The following is a 15865-nucleotide window of genomic DNA, read 5'->3' on the forward strand; positions in this document are numbered from 1 at the left end:
TAGAATAAAATCACTCTAAAGGAGTTACACCATGATTGATCCAAAAAAGATAGAAGAAATTGCGAAACAAATTGGCGCCGCTATCCCACCTAAAATGCGTGAGATGGCTGATGACGTAGAGAATAAAGTGAAACAGGTGTTGCAGCAAAAACTCAGCCAGCTGGATTTTGTCTCTCGCGAAGAATTTGATGTGCAAACTCAAGTGCTGGCAAAAACTCGAGCCAAGCTGGATGAACTGGAGCGTCGTGTGGCTGAACTGTCGGCGAAAGACGAGTCAGCTAACTAAAAAAGTGATGTAAATAAGGACTGTTATGAAGTTAACTCAGGTATCTGTACTGTTAGCTGGATTATTCAGCACTGTAGTTTGTGCTCAGGTTGATCAAGTGATACAGGTCGGACATTTGCTGGATGTACGCACCGGCAACTACCAGAAAAACAAAGCTATTCTGGTTGAAGAGGGGCGCATCAGCGCTATTGTCGATGCCGATCAAGCGCCTAAAAACGTGCAGTTGATTGATTTATCAAAGCATTATGTAGTACCAGGCCTGATTGACATGCACGTGCATCTAACCTCAGATCCACAAAAACATGGTTATCGTGGTTTAGTCGAAACCCCAACCCGCGAAGCTATTTTTGGTGTTAGTGCAGCTAAAGCTACTTTAAAAGCTGGTTTTACTACTGTGAGGAACTTAGGCGCTGCTGGTTTTGCCGATGTGTCTTTGCGTGACGCCATTGATGATGGTGAGATTCAGGGACCCCGGATGCGGGTTGCTGCCAATACCATCTGCATCACAGGCGGACACTGTGACAATAATCTGCTGCCGCATATTTATAACTCCAGAAGTGCAGGTGTAGCGAATGGCCCAGATGAAGTGAGGGCTAAAGTGCGGGAAAACATCAAATACGGCGCTGATGTGATTAAGTTTGCTGCCACTGGTGGTGTGTTATCGAAAAATACCGATGTGAATGCCAGTCAGTATAACTTTGAAGAAATGAAAGCTTTAATAGATGAAGCACATGACAGAGGCCGCATAGTTGCGGCTCATGCGCACGGTTTACAGGGTATTAAACGTGCTATTGCAGCTGGTGTGGATTCGATTGAACACGGCAGTTTTATTGATGATGAAGCTATTAAACTGGCAAAAAAACACGGCACTTATTTAGTAATGGATGTGTATGTCAGCGACTTTATCTTAAGTGAAGGCGAAAAGGCTGGCATCTTGCCTGAGTCGTTAGCTAAAGAGAAAAAGGTGGGTTTGTTACAACGACAAAACTTCGAGAAAGCGGTGAAAGCTGGAGTGAAGATGGCCTATGGTACTGACGCCGGTGTCTATACTCATGGTTTGAATGGCCGCCAGTTGGCTTATATGGTGCAATGGGGCATGACGCCTTTGCAGGCTATTCAGGCGGCAACAGTGAATGCCGGTACTTTATTGAATTGGAAAAATGAGCAGGGCCAACAAAATGTCGGCGTGCTGGAAGTTGGCGCATATGCAGATTTAGTTGCTGTGCCTGTGGACCCGTTAACTCAAATAAAAACTCTGGAACAACCTGCTGTTGTAGTGAAATCTGGTCAGCCAGTGTTCTAGTCTCTCTAAAGCCCTAAAGGAAGCATTAGATTTTTTAATGCTTCCGCTTTGCTTTTTCTCGTCTTTCTTACATAGAGTTGTCATGGCTGTGCTGAATAATTGGCCGCAGTTAATCAACTTAAAGCCGAGGAATACTCAATGAAACTTATCACTGCTGCTGTCGTTACTGCTGTTACTCTTATAGCAAGCCAGGCTCAGGCTGCTGCAACTTATACCTATTCGAACACCGAATACTGTGAACTGGTTGCTCAGAATGCTGCTGATAATTTATTGCAGGCTTATGCGAAAAAGTTGGGTTTTAAGCCTGCCCGCAGCGCTTGTGTCAAACTGCTGAGTCCAATGACTGCGCAGTTAACTGCGGATGCAGAGGCACAAATTCGCACTTATTCCCGTGGCTCTGCCCGTAAGTTACCAGCTTCGTTAATTCAGCAATTAAAAGCTATGCCGGAACAAGAGCGTCGTGCTGCTTTGGTGAAAATATACGGCTGATTCAGCGCCTATACTCTGTGCTCCGGCTTGAAAATTGCGTAGAGTAGCCCAAAGTATCGGGCTAGACACAGCAATACGGAGCACACCCATGAGCGAATTCGATTTTGACTTAGACCATCTGGATTTTGATGGCGCCGAAAAAACAACAGTGCAAAAGCAGCTTGCTGCGGATCAGCTGGCAGCAGAACAAGCTGCGATGCAAGATGAAGATGGTGATGATTGCGCTGGCGGCGCCTGTAAAATTTAAGCCGCTTCGCTAATTTGTTTTTTAGATTGATCCGATAGTTTTATTTTGTTTTTTAAATTGACCCTAAGGCTCTACTCTGTGTCGGCAGGATAGAGCGTACTCCAGAGAGGGTCATAACAATGTTTAAAAAATCAGCCTTAGTCGTAGCTTTAGGTTTGTCCTTAGCTTTGCATGCTAACACTTTAACCAGAGACAACGGTGCTCCGGTAGGTGACAACCAGAATTCCACCACAGCAGGAGCGAACGGCAGTGTGTTACTGCAAGACGTGCACCTGATCCAGAAGTTACAACGTTTTGCCCGTGAGCGTATTCCTGAGCGTGTAGTGCATGCCCGTGGTACCGGTGCGCATGGTGAATTTGTTGCAACAGACGATTTATCCGATTTAACCATAGCTGCTCCTTTTGCCAATCAAGGTAAAAAGACACCTGTTTTTGTGCGTTTTTCCACTGTTATTCATGGCAACCACAGCCCTGAAACTTTACGTGACCCTCGTGGTTTCGCTGTGAAATTTTATTCTGATCAGGGTAACTGGGACTTAGTAGGAAACAACCTGCCGGTGTTTTTTATTCGTGATGCGATTAAATTCCCGGATATGGTGCATTCGTTAAAACCTTCCCCAGTCGACAATATGCAGGACCCGAATCGGGTGTTTGATTTTATGTCGCACGAACCGGGTTCTACCCAGATGCTGACTTTTGTTTATTCAGATTTGGGCACTCCGGCCAGCTACCGCGAAATGGATGGGTTTGGTGTACATGCTTATAAGTTCATCAATAACCAAGGTCAGGTGCATTACGTTAAGTTTAACTGGAAGAGTCAGCAGGGCGTGAAATCTCTGGACGCCGATCAGGTGACTAAAACTCAGGGCATGGATTTTAACCACCTGACCCGTGATCTGTACCAGAACATCAATGCCGGTAATAACCCAAAGTGGGACTTGTTTGTGCAGGTCATTACTCCGGATCAATTGAATGATTTCGACTTTAATCCACTGGATGCCACTAAAACCTGGCCTGATGTGAAAGAACGTAAAGTAGGCACTATGACGTTAAACCGTATGCCGGATAACTTCTTTGAAGAAACCGAACAGTCGGCTTTTGCGCCAGCCAATCTGATCCCTGGTATAGAGCCATCGGAAGATCGTTTATTGCAAGGCCGTATTTTCTCTTATGCCGACACTCAGTTGTATCGCTTAGGAGTAAATCATAGCCAATTGCCAATCAACAGAGCCAAAGTGATGGTGGACAACCACAATCAGGATGGTGCTATGAACTTTGGCAACAGCAAATCCAACGTCAATTACGAACCAAGTCGGGTTGAACCTAAAGCTGTAGTGGCTGCAGCCCGTGCTGTCGAGACAAAGCTGGATGGCACAGTGATGCAAAAAGCTATCAGTAAACAGGACAACTTCAGTCAGGCCGGTGCTTTGTTCCGTAGCTTTGATAAACAGCAGCAAGCCAACCTGATCCGTAACTTGTCGGGTGATTTGGGGGCAGTCAAAGACAGCGCCACTAAACACAAAATGCTGGCGCACTTCTATAAAGCCGATACCGATTACGGCACGCGTTTAACCAAAGCCGTCAATGGTGATTTAAAGCAAGTACAGCAAATCGCTAAGTCGCTGTAAGCCGATCCCTGGTGCAGGTCGGCTGACAGATGCTGTCAGCTGACCTTTTTTTAAAGTCCTGCGAAACTCGTATGCTCTGTCCTGCACCCAGGGTGAGTTTCGCAGGCACCCAATTAGGTAATGAATGGCCCTTCGTACTTGAAGCCGCAGCTTTGTTGACTTCGCGCTCTCATTCCGGTACCGGATTGAACACGAGGCGGGCAGGGTAAACCCAGCCCCTACAACATCGCCTCGCTGCAACTCCAATTACTTTGGGTAATATATATCTATAAACCCTATTTCTAAGGAATTTGTCTGATGCGATTATTACTACTGAGTCTTCTGTTCGCAGGCGCAATGGTGCAGGCCGAGGAGCAAGCCCCGGATCCGTTGGAACAACTGACGTCTTACTTTTTTGCTGCTGCCCGCACAGGCGATACAGTGGTACTCAATGAGTTTTTACAGCAGGGCTTTCCTGTCGATCAGCGCAATAAGCAAAGTTATACAGCTCTGATGGTGGCGACTTATTCAGGTCAGCAAGGTGCAGTTGAATTATTACTTAAGCAAGGCGCTGATGCCTGTTTACGCGATAAACGCGGTCATACCGCTATGATGGGAGCTATAGTCAAGGCGGAGTGGACTATAGGAAAAATGCTGTATCCCATAGCTTGCGAAGAAGACAAGTCAGTCGATGCCAAAACGCCTGTCACTGACAAAAATAAGATGACAGTAGCGCAGTTTGCTGAAGTTTTTGGTCAAAGCGCAAAACTACAGCAACTGGCAAAAGAAATACAAAGCACAGGCCAGCCGTAATTAGAGTGCTGCCGTTACCTTTATTTCAACTTTCCATTCCGGGTTGGCTAAACGCGCTTCGACAGTGGCGCGCGCCGGAGCCTGACCTGCTTCAACCCACAAATCCCAAGCCGTATTCATAGCGTTATAGTCGGCCATATCTGCCAGATAAATAGTGGCGTCGACGATTCGGCTCTTGTTGATGCCAACTTCAGCCAAGAGCGCATCAATTTGCGCCAACACATTGCTGGTTTGTGCTGTGGCATCATCATCCAGATTGTCAGGTACCATACCGGATAAAAACACCAGTCCATTGGCTATCACAGCTTCGCTGTATCTTTTGCCAGGTTGTATACGTTGGATCATCGATTTTTCCTTGTTATAACACTGCTTTGTAACCTTCAGCCTGAGTGTTGATCAAATCATAAGGCGACATGGCAGGAACTTGTTGCTGAATGTTTTGCTCCAGTTGGTCGAGCGCCTGCAATTGCTGGCAAATCTGCTGACCGCGTTGTTGTAAATTTTTGCTGTTTTTTTGCATATCAGTTTTTAACTGGCTGCCAAAAGTTTGCATTTTGGCGCGAAAGCTCTGCATTTTTTCGCTGGCTGATCCCGGACTTTGTAGCACATTTTGACCAAGAGTCAGCATCATCTGACCACTAATTTGCGCCACCGCCTGCTGAATACTTTGCTCTGCTTCGCGAGCCAGATTTTTGTCGGCAGAACGCAACTGGCTGCCATATACATAAATAGTGCCGTCCTGACGCCGGATCAACTGCTCCAGTCTTTCTTCCAACTGAGTAACGGGTTGTTGCAGTTCAGGATTGTCGGCCAAACTCTGGCCTGTCGTGGCTTTGATATTCTGATCCAGCACCGAGCGTGCCAGTTGTAAACTATCATCCATCAGGCTGGCAGAAGCGGTCACCTGCGTACGGATACCTTGTTGATAGGCTTTCAACTGCTGCTGTGTGTCCTTGTCCGTGTTGTGCTTTTGTTGTGCCAGCCAGAGCTGACCTTTAGTGTCTATGCGCCATAATTCTTTATCCGCTCTTTGCATACTGACCAGAGCGGGACTGACTTTTAAATCATCCTGTAAGGTTAAAGCACATTGCTCCGCGGCATAACCGGCGGTACTGAGCACTAAAAAACTGCTATACATCAAAAATCTCATAACCACCTCAAGGCTGGAAAAACCACATCTGATGCATGCTGCGATCAAGGCTATGAATCAGCACTGAACATCAAGCCGGGCGAACAAAATCTGGATTTCTGCCTGGCTTTGCTCCAGACAGAGCTCCAGTTGCATGGTCATTAAAGAGTCTATTGTACCTTGCTGCAACAGTTGCTGTTCACTCAACCTGCATAACTGACTGAGCCGCAGTAAGCCCAGCTGGCCCATACTGCCTATCATTCGGTGTATTACTTTGGCATCAGGTGGCGCTTGTTTCAGCTGCAGTCTGAGCTGGTGCAGTTGTTCAATGACATGGCTGAGTAGCTGTTGGCGTTGTGGCTGATTTAACGCCTGGATAGCTTCCTGCAGATACTCCGCCTGATAGAGCGAATGCAAAGGGGGCAGTTGAGCCAGCTGTGCTATAGAGGATTGCAGTTGCTCTCTGCGCCAGGGTTTGGTCAGTACCAGACTGATTTGTGGTGGGCGTTGTGGCTGAGCAGAACCACTGATCATCACCAGCCTGCTGCTATCGTTGATCTGTTTTTGCTGTTGCAGATAATCAATCACAGCGCCAGCATCTGCATCGTCTAACTGGCCATCTAAAAACACCCAGCTCCACGGAGATTGGGGCGGCAGCTGTTGCAATTGTGCCAGGCTGGCAACACAACTGACAGTAAAACCAAGCTCCGTCAGATATTGCTGTAAACTCAAACGGCATAATTCATCGTCTTCTGCCACTAAAGCCCTGTTTGCTGCACAGTCAGCAGCTGCAACGCCTGGCTTGGATTGTTCCGGCAGCATATCTGAATTTTTGCAGTTCAGACTAAAACTCATCTCTGTGCCAACGCCAGGTAAAGACTGGATTTGCAGTACTGAACCTACTTGTTGTAACAATTTCTGACACACCAGCATGCCAAGACCTGGACCAGCCTGCAACGCACGTTGTTGCTCCAAACGTTCGCCGCGCAACAACCGACTGATTTGCAACTGGGTTAGCCCTATCCCTGTATCCCGTACTTTAAACAACAGCGTCAGGTTGTTCTGTTGCCGTGGGTCCAGCTCGACCCGAACTTCAATCTCGCCTTGTTGAGTATATTTCACTGCATTGGAGATCAGATTGGTTAACAGCTGCGTCAACAAATTTTCATCCAGTATCAGCAGCGCTGGCACATTAGGGGCAATAAAGCTGGTTAATTTCAGCCCTTTATTTTGAGCCAGTGGTTCAAGCAAATCATGCAATCTGTGCAGCAGTTCTGTCGGCGCAACTTGTTGTTCGGACAGATGGTAAGCACCATGTTCCAGCCGACTACTGGTCAGAATATTATTAATGATATTGTCCAGTGACCAGACTGAGCGGCGGGCCAGTTTGATTTTCTGCTGGCTACTTTGTTCGGTCAGTTCAGGGAGCAGCTGCGCCAGAACTGCATCAATGCCCTGCAGCGGCGTGCGGATTTCATGGCCCAAAGTGGCGATAAACTCATTTTTTACTGCAATCTTTTGTTGAGCCATTTCCTGTTGTTTTTGCAGCAATAATTGATTACGCCGCGACTTGTGATAAAACAGCGATAGCAACAAAGCTATGGCTAAAAAACCACCTGCGCAGAGCAGCAATAGCATATATTTTTGATGCTGCTGATTCAGCTGCGCCAATTGATTTTGTTGTTCAGCCTGTTGCAGCTTAAGCTCCAGCAAGTTTTTATGTTGCTCGCTGGCAATGACCAGTGCTTGTTTGTGCAGTTTGTCATCAAATAATTGCCGTTGCAGCTGAATAGCTTGCTCAGCAGCCTGAAAGGCTTCCGCTGATTTACCTTCAAAGTGCGCCAGTTTTGCCGTCACAGTCCAAAAATTCAATTGATTCTGTGGCTCAGCAAAAAGTGATGCCTGTAGCGCCAGGGTTCGATACAAGGCTGACGCCTGCTCCAGTTGGTTAAATTCCAGTAAGGCGGTTAAATGCTGCAGGCTGAAAATGCGCAGGTTCGCAGCAAAGTTATCTGCTTGCAGCAATTGCCGGATCTGCTGATATTTTTGTTCGGCCTGTTCTGTCCGGCCAAAATGTAAATCCAGCCAGGCTAAGCTTTGCAGCGCGTCTGCTTGCTCAGTTTTATTGTCGACTTTCTGCGCTGCCTGTAAAGCCAGCTGCAGTTGCTGCTCACTGTGCTGATATTTCTGCTGCGACATTAAGCTGCGGGCCAGACTCAGATAGTACTTAGCCACTAACGCCTGTTCCTGCCGGCTTAGTCGCAATTCCAGCGCTTTGCGGGCAAAGTCTTCGGCTTCCTGATGCTGTTGATATTGTCCGCTGGCTTCCGCCAGTAAATGCAAAAAATTAGCCTGACCGTTACTGTCATCGCCTGTCATCGCCAAATCCAGGCCATCACTGGCGATTTGAATCGCCTGCGGATAGGCTGCCAGATTCAGATAAATGTGCGCCAGGTCATAGCGGATGATTTGCAGCGGGACAGGGTGATTGGCATCAATGGCAATTTGCATCGCTTCCAATGCCTTAGGCAGGGCTTTATCGGCCTGACCTAAACGGTTTAGGTTATCTGCCTGACGTCGCAATGCGTTAAATAGTTGTTTGATATCATTTTTCTCGCGGGCCAGGCGCTCAACTTCCACACTGGTTTGGTACCCCTGTTGGTAATCGCCAAGCAGCATATAAGCTGTGATTTGTTCCAGCAGCAGCTTTTGATAATCTGTGCTTTGACGGTCTTTTGTACTGTTCAGCCATTGACTGGCATAACCCAGACTGAGGTGGGGATCATGAGTGACAAAGGCCTGAGTGAGTTGGATTAATAAAGGCCCTTGTTGTTCGGGCAATGTGGCCTCAGCCAATTGCTGTTGCAGCAACTGCCGCTGTTCAGCAGCGGATAGTTCGCCTTGCTGCGCAAAGAGGGCAAGCGGCAGATAAAGTAATACCAGACAGAACGCTACACTATGTAACTTCAAGCTCACCACACTACATCAATAGAGCATTAGCCCCATGCTAACAACCAGCTCTGACAAGGGCAAGTCAGGTTTAGTGTTCAGTGGTTATAAATCAAAACTTTATTTTAATAACTAAAAGGTATAACGAAGAGAGAAGGGTTATTTAATTTTATCCATTTAGACGGCTAAAATGGCTTCAACTTAGCTTATGTGTGGTGTTTTTATGCTATTTGCGTCTTTAACAGCTCAGGCCAGTCCTTTGTCCGCGCAACAAATCAAAGATTTACAATCGCTGGTCAGCCAGCTAAATCCTATCCAGCAAGCCTGGGTTAGTGGTTATCTGGCGGCGGCTGCTCAACTGGCAGGTACTCAGTTGCCTGCTGCAGTACAGCAGAGCAACGAAAGCGCAGTGCTGACTATTCTGTATGGCTCTCAAACCGGCAATGCCAAAGCAGTGGCTAATAAAATCAAAGTAGCGGCTGAGCAGCAAGGTATAGCGGTTAAGCTTGCTGATATTGGCAGCTACAAAACCACGGCACTGGCAAAAGAAAAGTACTTACTGATTGTCACCTCTACTTATGGTGAAGGTGAGCCACCAGAAAGTGCTGTGGCTTTCCATAAGTTTTTATTCAGCAAAAAAGCACCAAAACTGGATGGCCTGAAATACGCCATATTAGGTTTGGGCGATACCAGTTATGAATTCTTTTGTAAAACCGCCATCGACTTTGATGAGCAACTGGCCGCTTTAGGCGCTAAGCGTTTGCATGCCCGTGCTGATCTGGACGTGGATTATGCAGCGCAAGCGGCCAGCTGGGCTGAAACTGCAGTCTTAGCTTTTGCGCCAGAGTTAAAGCAGGCTAGCGGTTCTGCCCAGGTTATTGCCTGGCCTGGTGCTACAGCCACTGCTGGGCACGATAGCGCCTATCATAAAGACACTCCTTTTGCGGCTGAGTTGTCAGTGAATCAGAAAATCACTGGTCGTGATTCCACCAAGGACGTGCGCCATATTGAAATTTCTCTGGCAGATTCGGGTATTACCTATCAGCCCGGTGATGCGTTGGGAGTGTATTTCCTTAATGACGACAAAGCAGTTGAAGCAATTTTGACTGCAACGGGTTTGGATGGCTCGACTGAAGTACAGCTTGCCGGCCAAACACTGGCTCTGAAGACGGCCTTAACTGAGCAGTTAGAGTTGACCCAATCCTATCCAAGTTTTGTTGAAAAGTACGCACAAGCCACAGCCAATAGCGAATTACTGGAGCTGGTGAAAGATAAAGTGGCTTTGCGCCAGTATCTGGAGAACCGCCAGACGCTTGATGTGATTTTACAAAACCCAGCGCCTTTAACGGCCCAGCAACTGGTGGATGCCTTACGTAAACAGCAACCCCGCTTGTACTCCATTGCCTCTTCTCAGGCTGAAGTCGGTGATGAAGTGCATTTAACAGTAGGCGTGGTGCGTTACGACGCCTTCGGTGCAACGCATTTAGGCGGTGCTTCAGGCTTTTTAGCTGAGCGGCTGGAAGAAGGGGCTGTGGTCAAGGTATTTGTTGAGCACAACGATAACTTCCGTCTGCCGGACCATGAAACTCCTGTCATTATGATAGGTCCTGGCACAGGCATAGCGCCGTTCCGTGCTTTCCTGCAAGAGCGGGATCAGGCTGGAGCCACAGGTCAGAACTGGCTGTTTTTTGGTAACCCGCATTTCACTCAGGACTTCCTGTATCAGGTGGAACTGCAGGATTATTTAAAACGTGGGGTGCTGAGCAAACTGGATGTGGCTTTTAGCCGCGATCAGGCGCAGAAAATCTATGTGCAGGACAAACTGCGGTTAAAAGCCGAAGAACTCTGGACCTGGTTGCAGCAAGGTGCTTATCTGTATATCTGTGGTGATGGCAATAAAATGGCCAAAGATGTGCACCAGGCATTGCTCGATATAGCCCAGCAACAAGGCGGCTTCAGTGCAGAACAAGCAGAACAGTATTTTGACGATTTACGTCAAGCCAAACGTTATCAGAAGGATGTTTATTAATGACTCAGCCAATTAATCCGGATTTACAGGTGCAAGGTCAGCTGTCTGATAACGAGCGACTGAAAAAAGACAGTCATTTATTACGTGGCACTATCACCAAAGATTTAAAAGACGAGATCACAGGTGGCTTTAACGGCGACAACTTTATGTTGATCCGTTTCCACGGTATGTATCAACAAGACGACCGCGATATTCGACCTGAGCGCGCTGAACAAAAACTGGAACCTCTGCATAACGTTATGTTACGTGCCCGTATGCCGGGCGGTATTATCAAACCAGAACAATGGCTGGCCATTGATGAGTTTGCGGCAGATAACACTATGTATGGCAGCATTAGGTTAACTACCCGTCAGACCTTTCAGTTCCACGGCGTGTTAAAGCCAAAGATCAAAGGCATGCACCAGATGCTGAACAGCATAGGCATCGACTCTATCGCTACTGCTGGTGATGTGAACCGCAACGTATTGTGTACCTCTAACCCGGTCGAGTCTGTGTTGCATCAACAAGCTTATGAATGGGCGGCGAAAATTTCTGAGCATTTATTGCCAAAAACCAAAGCTTACGCCGAAATCTGGCTGGATGAAGAAAAAGTCGAGACCACAGAAGTGGAGCCTATTTTGGGCGAAGCCTATCTGCCGCGTAAGTTTAAAACTACAGTGGTGATCCCACCGCAAAACGACGTCGATGTGCATGCCAACGATTTGAACTTTGTTGCTATTGCTGAAAATGGCCAGTTGGTTGGCTTTAACGTCTTAGTGGGTGGTGGCCTGGCCATGACGCATGGTGATAAAGGTACTTACCCACGTAAAGCCGAAGACTTTGGTTTTATTGGTCTGGAGCATGTGTTGGCTGTGGCAGAGCATGTGGTGACAGTGCAGCGCGATTACGGTGACAGGGTCAATCGTAAAAACGCCAAAACTAAATACACCATAGATCGCATCGGCGTTGAGACCTTTAAAGCTGAAGTGGAAAAACGGGTTGGCATGAAGTTCCAGCCAAGCCGTGCTTATGAATTCACCGGCCGTGGTGACCGTTTTGGTTGGGTTGAAGGCATAGACGGCAAACATCACCTCACAGTCTTTATCGAAAACGGCCGTATTTTGGATTATCCGGGCAAAACCTTAAAAACCGGTGTCGCTGAAATTGCCCGAATTCACAAAGGCGACTTCCGTATGACAGCGAATCAGAACCTGATTATTGCTGGTGTAGCCGCAGAAGATAAGGCGCAGATAGAAGCTTTAGCACGTCAGCATGGCTTGATTAACGACAGCGTGACAGAACAGCGCAAAAACTCTATGGCTTGTGTGTCCTTGCCTACTTGCCCACTGGCGATGGCTGAAGCAGAGCGTTATTTACCCACTTTAGTAACTCATGTGGAACAGCTGCTGAGCAAACATGCTGTACCTGACGAGCATATTATTTTACGTGTGGTGGGCTGCCCTAACGGTTGTGGCCGCGCCATGCTGGCCGAAGCTGGTTTAGTAGGTCGTGGTCCTGGTAAATACAATTTGTATTTAGGTGGCAATACCCAGGGCACCCGTATTCCGAAACTCTATCTGGATAACGTCGCCGAAGCTGAAATTCTGCAAGCGCTGGATGGCCTGATTGGTCGTTGGGTGGCTGAGCGTCAAAGCGGTGAATGCTTTGGTGATTTCGTGGTTCGTGTTGGCGTTGTGGCCGAAGTGAAAGTGTCGAAAACCGACTTTCACGCCTGAATTCAGTAACAAGCATGCCCTGATCACAGCCTGAAGGCCATCAGGGCAGGAGAAACGGACCATGAGTCAATATAAACAGTTGCTGCAGCTTGATACAGAGCAGCAGCAACATTTGCTGGCAGAAGCCAACCAGTTGCTGCTGCCATTAACTCCGGCAGAGCGGGTGCGGTGGGCACTTGAACACTTACCTGATCAGCAGATTTTAAGTTCCAGTTTTGGTATTCAGTCTGCTGTGATGTTGCATCTGGTCACGACTGAGCGGCCGGATATTCCGGTGTTACTGACCGACACTGGTTATTTATTCCCCGAAACTTATCAGTTTATTGATGAGCTAAAAGAGCGCTTGCGGCTGAATCTGAAGGTGTATCGTGCGCACTTAAGCCCAGCCTGGCAGGAAGCCCGTTTTGGTAAGTTGTGGGAAACTGAAGCCGGTATCAAACAATACAACCATATGAATAAAGTGGAGCCTTTACAACGTGCTTTAAAAGAGCTGAATGTAGGCACCTGGTTCAGCGGTTTACGCCGTAGTCAATCCAGTACCCGCGCTGATAAAGACGTTATTGAAATCAGCCGTGGCACAGTGAAAGTGCAACCTATTATCGAGTGGTCGAATAAAGACGTGTTTTATTATCTGCAGCAACACGGCTTGCCTTACCATCCGTTATGGGAGCAAGGCTATGTTTCAGTCGGGGACGTGCATTCGACCCGCAAACTGGAACTGGGCATGACTGAAGAAGAGACCCGTTTTAACGGCTTTGGCCGGGAATGTGGTATTCATTTGGATGGTGACGGTATCTGATCCTCTGTTGAACGATGAAAGTGCACTAATCATCGTATTTGTCCCCAGACTGACTAAAAATAACTTGTCGCTAACGGTGTTTATCATTAAAGTTGGTCAGATCGGGTTGCATATCTCAGAGTGGCAGCCTTATCAGGCCAGCTGTGAGGTCTGAGATATGGAATGAGGATCCGGATGTGGGATGGTTAAGTCGTTTTTTGCGACTGACAGCGCAGGATTTAGAGAAAGCTGATAGTGCGTCGTGGCAACAAAGTGTGCTGCGCATCATGATGTTATCTGGGTTATGTCTGGTGTCTGTCATAGTGATCCACAGCTCTTGGCAAGCCTGGAAAATCGGGGCTTATCAGGTTATTGCCATCACCTCTCTGTTTTATACTGCATTAGTAGCGGCTTTACTACTTTCCAAAAATCACACCAAAAAAAGTGCTGTTATGCTGTTGGCCGTTGTCATCGCAGCGGGCGCTTGTATTTTGCTATTTAATGATGATTTTGAAATGGGCAAGCTTGGCATAGTCTTTATCTACACCTTGCCCATGATCAGTTTGATGTTTTTTGGTTTCAGAACAGCATTGGTTTTTATGGTTCTGAATTTCATACCTTTTTTTTATTTGTTGCGCAATGAAGCGCCAGGCAATCTGTTCGGTTTATCTATTACCTTGCCCGCGACGCACAGCTATTTGCATGGCCTGCTATTTTTGTTTTTTAATTTGTGTTTGCCTCTGGCCGCGGCGCGTATTTTCAGCACCTTAAAACGCAGCGCGGTGCAGCTAACCGATCTGAACCAACATTTAGTGCAAAGTCATAATTATTATGAAGAGTTGTTTGAGCACAATGGCTCAGCCACTGTGTTAGTCACCGCAACGGGCGATGTTATTAAATGCAACAGTCTGGCTGCGGAGCTGCTTGGCCTGAAGCCAGAGCAGCAAGTTAATTTATTGTCTCTGCTCAGTTTTGTTCAGGATGGCGAGCTGCAGGGCCATTGGCTGAAAGGGAAAGTGGAATGTAGTTTAAAAAGTCGATCCGGATCCGCTCTGGTCTTAAAGCATGTGATGCTGACCCGCTCAGGTTATCATGTAGTGAGTTTGCAGGAAATCAGCGCTTTACGGCAGTTACAGCAGCAGTTAAAGCAAAGTCAGAAACTGCAGGACAGTTGGCTGCACTACGATGCACTGACTTGTTTACCTAATGCGGCTGGTTTTACGGAATTGGTGAATTACAAGCAGGAACAGACAGTGCCGCATGAATTTGGCTTGATGGCTATTATCCGGCTGCGTCATGTCAAAACCCTGAATCAGCAATATGGCTATGAATTTGGCAGCCAGTTATTGCAGCATTTCTCAAAAGTCGCGAAAGCCGCTTTACCTTCAGATGCAGTGTTAGCCAGAGTGAGGGGGGTAAAGTTCGCACTCTGGTTAAAAGGCGATTTGAATGTGCTGGATCCAAGGCAACTGGCCGAGGCTATTGCCAGTCAATTGCCTGTTGAGCTGACAGTGGGTCCTTACACAGCTCGAATGAATTATCAGTTTGGCGTCAGTTTTACTAAAGGGTCGGACTATCAGGATGCACAGCTTCTTATTGAACAATGCGAGCTGGCGTTAGAGTTATCTAGCCCTGGCCAGAACGTCAGTTTTTATGATCAGCAACAAGCCAGACAAATGGAGCAGGATTATCAATTACTGAATGCCTTTCGTGATGCGCTGCGGCAAAAACAGCTGGAGCTTTGGTTACAACCCAAGGTTGACCCACAAGGAAAGATCCAGAGTTTTGAAGCTTTAAGCCGCTGGTTTGTTGATGGACAGGCCATAGCGCCTGATTGTTTTGTGTTGATGGCAGAACGCCATGGCCTGATGACCCTGTTTTCACGTTTAGTCTTGCAACAAAGTGTTAGTATTTTGCAAAGCTGGCAGCAACAGGGCTTGTTATACCCTATTGCTATAAACCTGGGCGGGCCTGAGCTTTTGGACGACAGCTTTTTTGCTGAGCTAATGAGCCACAGTGCCGATCATCCCTGGTTAACCCGCTACCTGCAGTTAGAGATCACCGAAACCAATATAGCGGTGCAACAACCTTTATTACATAAACGTTTAAAAGCGCTGCATCAGTATGGTTTTAGTATTTCCATCGATGATTTTGGTACAGGCCATTCGTCGTTAAGCCAGTTGGTGGATTGCCCGGCCGATACCATCAAAATAGATCGACGTTTTGTCAGCTGTATCCCACAAGACAGCCGCACTGTGCGTATTTTGCATACTACTATTCAGCTGGCCAAAGCCTTAAATCTGAATATAGTGGCCGAAGGGGTAGAAAACGATATACAGCGCCGTTTCCTGCAAAGCCTGGGCTGTCAGCTGATGCAGGGTTACTTGTTTGGCCGCCCGGCCCCTGCTTTGTATTGGGAAAATTTGTTGTTGCCCAGATTAAATTCCGTCACTATTCCCGCTTTGCAACATCAAAGCTGACAGAGCAATTTTCAGCGCGCTTCAGAGCTGGGATAAGTGA

The 15865-nt window shown here is 47.3% G+C and carries 13 protein-coding genes; 10 read left to right on the top strand and 3 right to left on the bottom strand.

The window, feature by feature from the left end; genetic code table 11:
- The first annotated feature begins 31 nt into the window (after window positions 1-31).
- The 6 genes from ubiK to EMM73_RS07765 all read left to right on the top strand — a co-directional run bounded on the left by ubiK (window position 32) and on the right by EMM73_RS07765 (window position 4745).
- Entirely contained in the window at window positions 32-286 is a 255-nt protein-coding gene (ubiK, locus tag EMM73_RS07745) for a ubiquinone biosynthesis accessory factor UbiK (protein WP_127685874.1), read from the top strand.
- A gap of 25 nt (window positions 287-311) precedes the next feature.
- On the top strand, window positions 312-1589 hold the full coding sequence (locus tag EMM73_RS07750; RefSeq protein WP_127685875.1) for a Xaa-Pro dipeptidase: 1278 nt from the start codon (window positions 312-314) through the stop codon (window positions 1587-1589).
- Window positions 1590-1727: 138 nt separating this feature from the next.
- Entirely contained in the window at window positions 1728-2078 is a 351-nt protein-coding gene (locus tag EMM73_RS07755; RefSeq protein WP_127685876.1) for a hypothetical protein, read from the top strand.
- Window positions 2079-2166: 88 nt separating this feature from the next.
- Entirely contained in the window at window positions 2167-2325 is a 159-nt protein-coding gene (locus EMM73_RS20025) for a hypothetical protein (protein WP_186435159.1), read from the top strand.
- A gap of 119 nt (window positions 2326-2444) precedes the next feature.
- Window positions 2445-3953 carry a catalase gene (locus tag EMM73_RS07760; RefSeq protein WP_127685877.1) on the top strand — a complete coding sequence of 503 codons (1509 nt, stop codon included), beginning with the start codon at window positions 2445-2447 and terminating at the stop codon, window positions 3951-3953.
- A 297-nt stretch (window positions 3954-4250) separates the two neighbouring features.
- Entirely contained in the window at window positions 4251-4745 is a 495-nt protein-coding gene (locus EMM73_RS07765; protein ID WP_127685878.1) for an ankyrin repeat domain-containing protein, read from the top strand.
- Here the strand turns inward: EMM73_RS07765 and EMM73_RS07770 are convergent, their stop codons facing one another.
- Genes EMM73_RS07770 through EMM73_RS07780 form a run of 3 tightly spaced genes read right to left on the bottom strand, consistent with a single transcriptional unit; the run spans window position 4746 to window position 8844 of the window.
- A complete protein-coding gene (locus EMM73_RS07770) occupies window positions 4746-5090 on the bottom strand; it encodes a RidA family protein (RefSeq protein WP_127685879.1) in 345 nt (114 codons plus the stop codon).
- Between the two features lie 13 nt (window positions 5091-5103).
- Window positions 5104-5895: a DUF2884 family protein gene (locus EMM73_RS07775; RefSeq protein WP_127685880.1), complete on the bottom strand. Its 792-nt coding sequence runs from the start codon at window positions 5893-5895 to the stop codon at window positions 5104-5106.
- Window positions 5896-5952: 57 nt separating this feature from the next.
- On the bottom strand, window positions 5953-8844 hold the full coding sequence (locus EMM73_RS07780; protein WP_127685881.1) for an ATP-binding protein: 2892 nt from the start codon (window positions 8842-8844) through the stop codon (window positions 5953-5955).
- Window positions 8845-9046: 202 nt separating this feature from the next.
- Between EMM73_RS07780 and EMM73_RS07785 the strand changes: the two genes are divergently transcribed.
- The 4 genes from EMM73_RS07785 (at window position 9047) to EMM73_RS07800 (ending at window position 15825) form a co-directional block, all read left to right on the top strand.
- Entirely contained in the window at window positions 9047-10852 is a 1806-nt protein-coding gene (locus EMM73_RS07785; RefSeq protein WP_127685882.1) for an assimilatory sulfite reductase (NADPH) flavoprotein subunit, read from the top strand.
- Window positions 10852-12567, top strand: a complete 1716-nt coding sequence (gene cysI, locus EMM73_RS07790; protein WP_127685883.1) for an assimilatory sulfite reductase (NADPH) hemoprotein subunit — start codon at window positions 10852-10854, stop codon at window positions 12565-12567. The genes EMM73_RS07785 and cysI overlap by 1 nt, the downstream gene beginning before the upstream one ends.
- A gap of 61 nt (window positions 12568-12628) precedes the next feature.
- The gene (locus EMM73_RS07795) at window positions 12629-13366 is read left to right on the top strand and encodes a phosphoadenylyl-sulfate reductase (protein WP_127685884.1); all 738 of its coding nucleotides are present in this window, start codon (window positions 12629-12631) and stop codon (window positions 13364-13366) included.
- A gap of 176 nt (window positions 13367-13542) precedes the next feature.
- Window positions 13543-15825, top strand: a complete 2283-nt coding sequence (locus EMM73_RS07800) for a GGDEF domain-containing phosphodiesterase (protein ID WP_127685885.1) — start codon at window positions 13543-13545, stop codon at window positions 15823-15825.
- Window positions 15826-15865 lie beyond the last annotated feature (40 nt).

The organism is Rheinheimera sediminis (assembly GCF_004005375.1).
GTDB lineage: Bacteria > Pseudomonadota > Gammaproteobacteria > Enterobacterales > Alteromonadaceae > Pararheinheimera.

What these genes read in the sequence shown, in the direction of transcription:
- EMM73_RS07765 (WP_127685878.1), top strand. Translation starts at nt 4,251, where the DNA reads ATGCGATTATTACTACTGAGTCTTCTGTTCGCAGGCGCAATGGTGCAG.
- EMM73_RS07755 (WP_127685876.1), top strand. Translation starts at nt 1,728, where the DNA reads ATGAAACTTATCACTGCTGCTGTCGTTACTGCTGTTACTCTTATAGCA.
- EMM73_RS07760 (WP_127685877.1), top strand. Translation starts at nt 2,445, where the DNA reads ATGTTTAAAAAATCAGCCTTAGTCGTAGCTTTAGGTTTGTCCTTAGCT.
- EMM73_RS20025 (WP_186435159.1), top strand. Translation starts at nt 2,167, where the DNA reads ATGAGCGAATTCGATTTTGACTTAGACCATCTGGATTTTGATGGCGCC.
- EMM73_RS07785 (WP_127685882.1), top strand. Translation starts at nt 9,047, where the DNA reads ATGCTATTTGCGTCTTTAACAGCTCAGGCCAGTCCTTTGTCCGCGCAA.
- cysI (WP_127685883.1), top strand. Translation starts at nt 10,852, where the DNA reads ATGACTCAGCCAATTAATCCGGATTTACAGGTGCAAGGTCAGCTGTCT.
- EMM73_RS07795 (WP_127685884.1), top strand. Translation starts at nt 12,629, where the DNA reads ATGAGTCAATATAAACAGTTGCTGCAGCTTGATACAGAGCAGCAGCAA.
- EMM73_RS07750 (WP_127685875.1), top strand. Translation starts at nt 312, where the DNA reads ATGAAGTTAACTCAGGTATCTGTACTGTTAGCTGGATTATTCAGCACT.
- ubiK (WP_127685874.1), top strand. Translation starts at nt 32, where the DNA reads ATGATTGATCCAAAAAAGATAGAAGAAATTGCGAAACAAATTGGCGCC.
- EMM73_RS07770 (WP_127685879.1), bottom strand. Translation starts at nt 5,090, where the DNA reads ATGATCCAACGTATACAACCTGGCAAAAGATACAGCGAAGCTGTGATA.
- EMM73_RS07775 (WP_127685880.1), bottom strand. Translation starts at nt 5,895, where the DNA reads ATGAGATTTTTGATGTATAGCAGTTTTTTAGTGCTCAGTACCGCCGGT.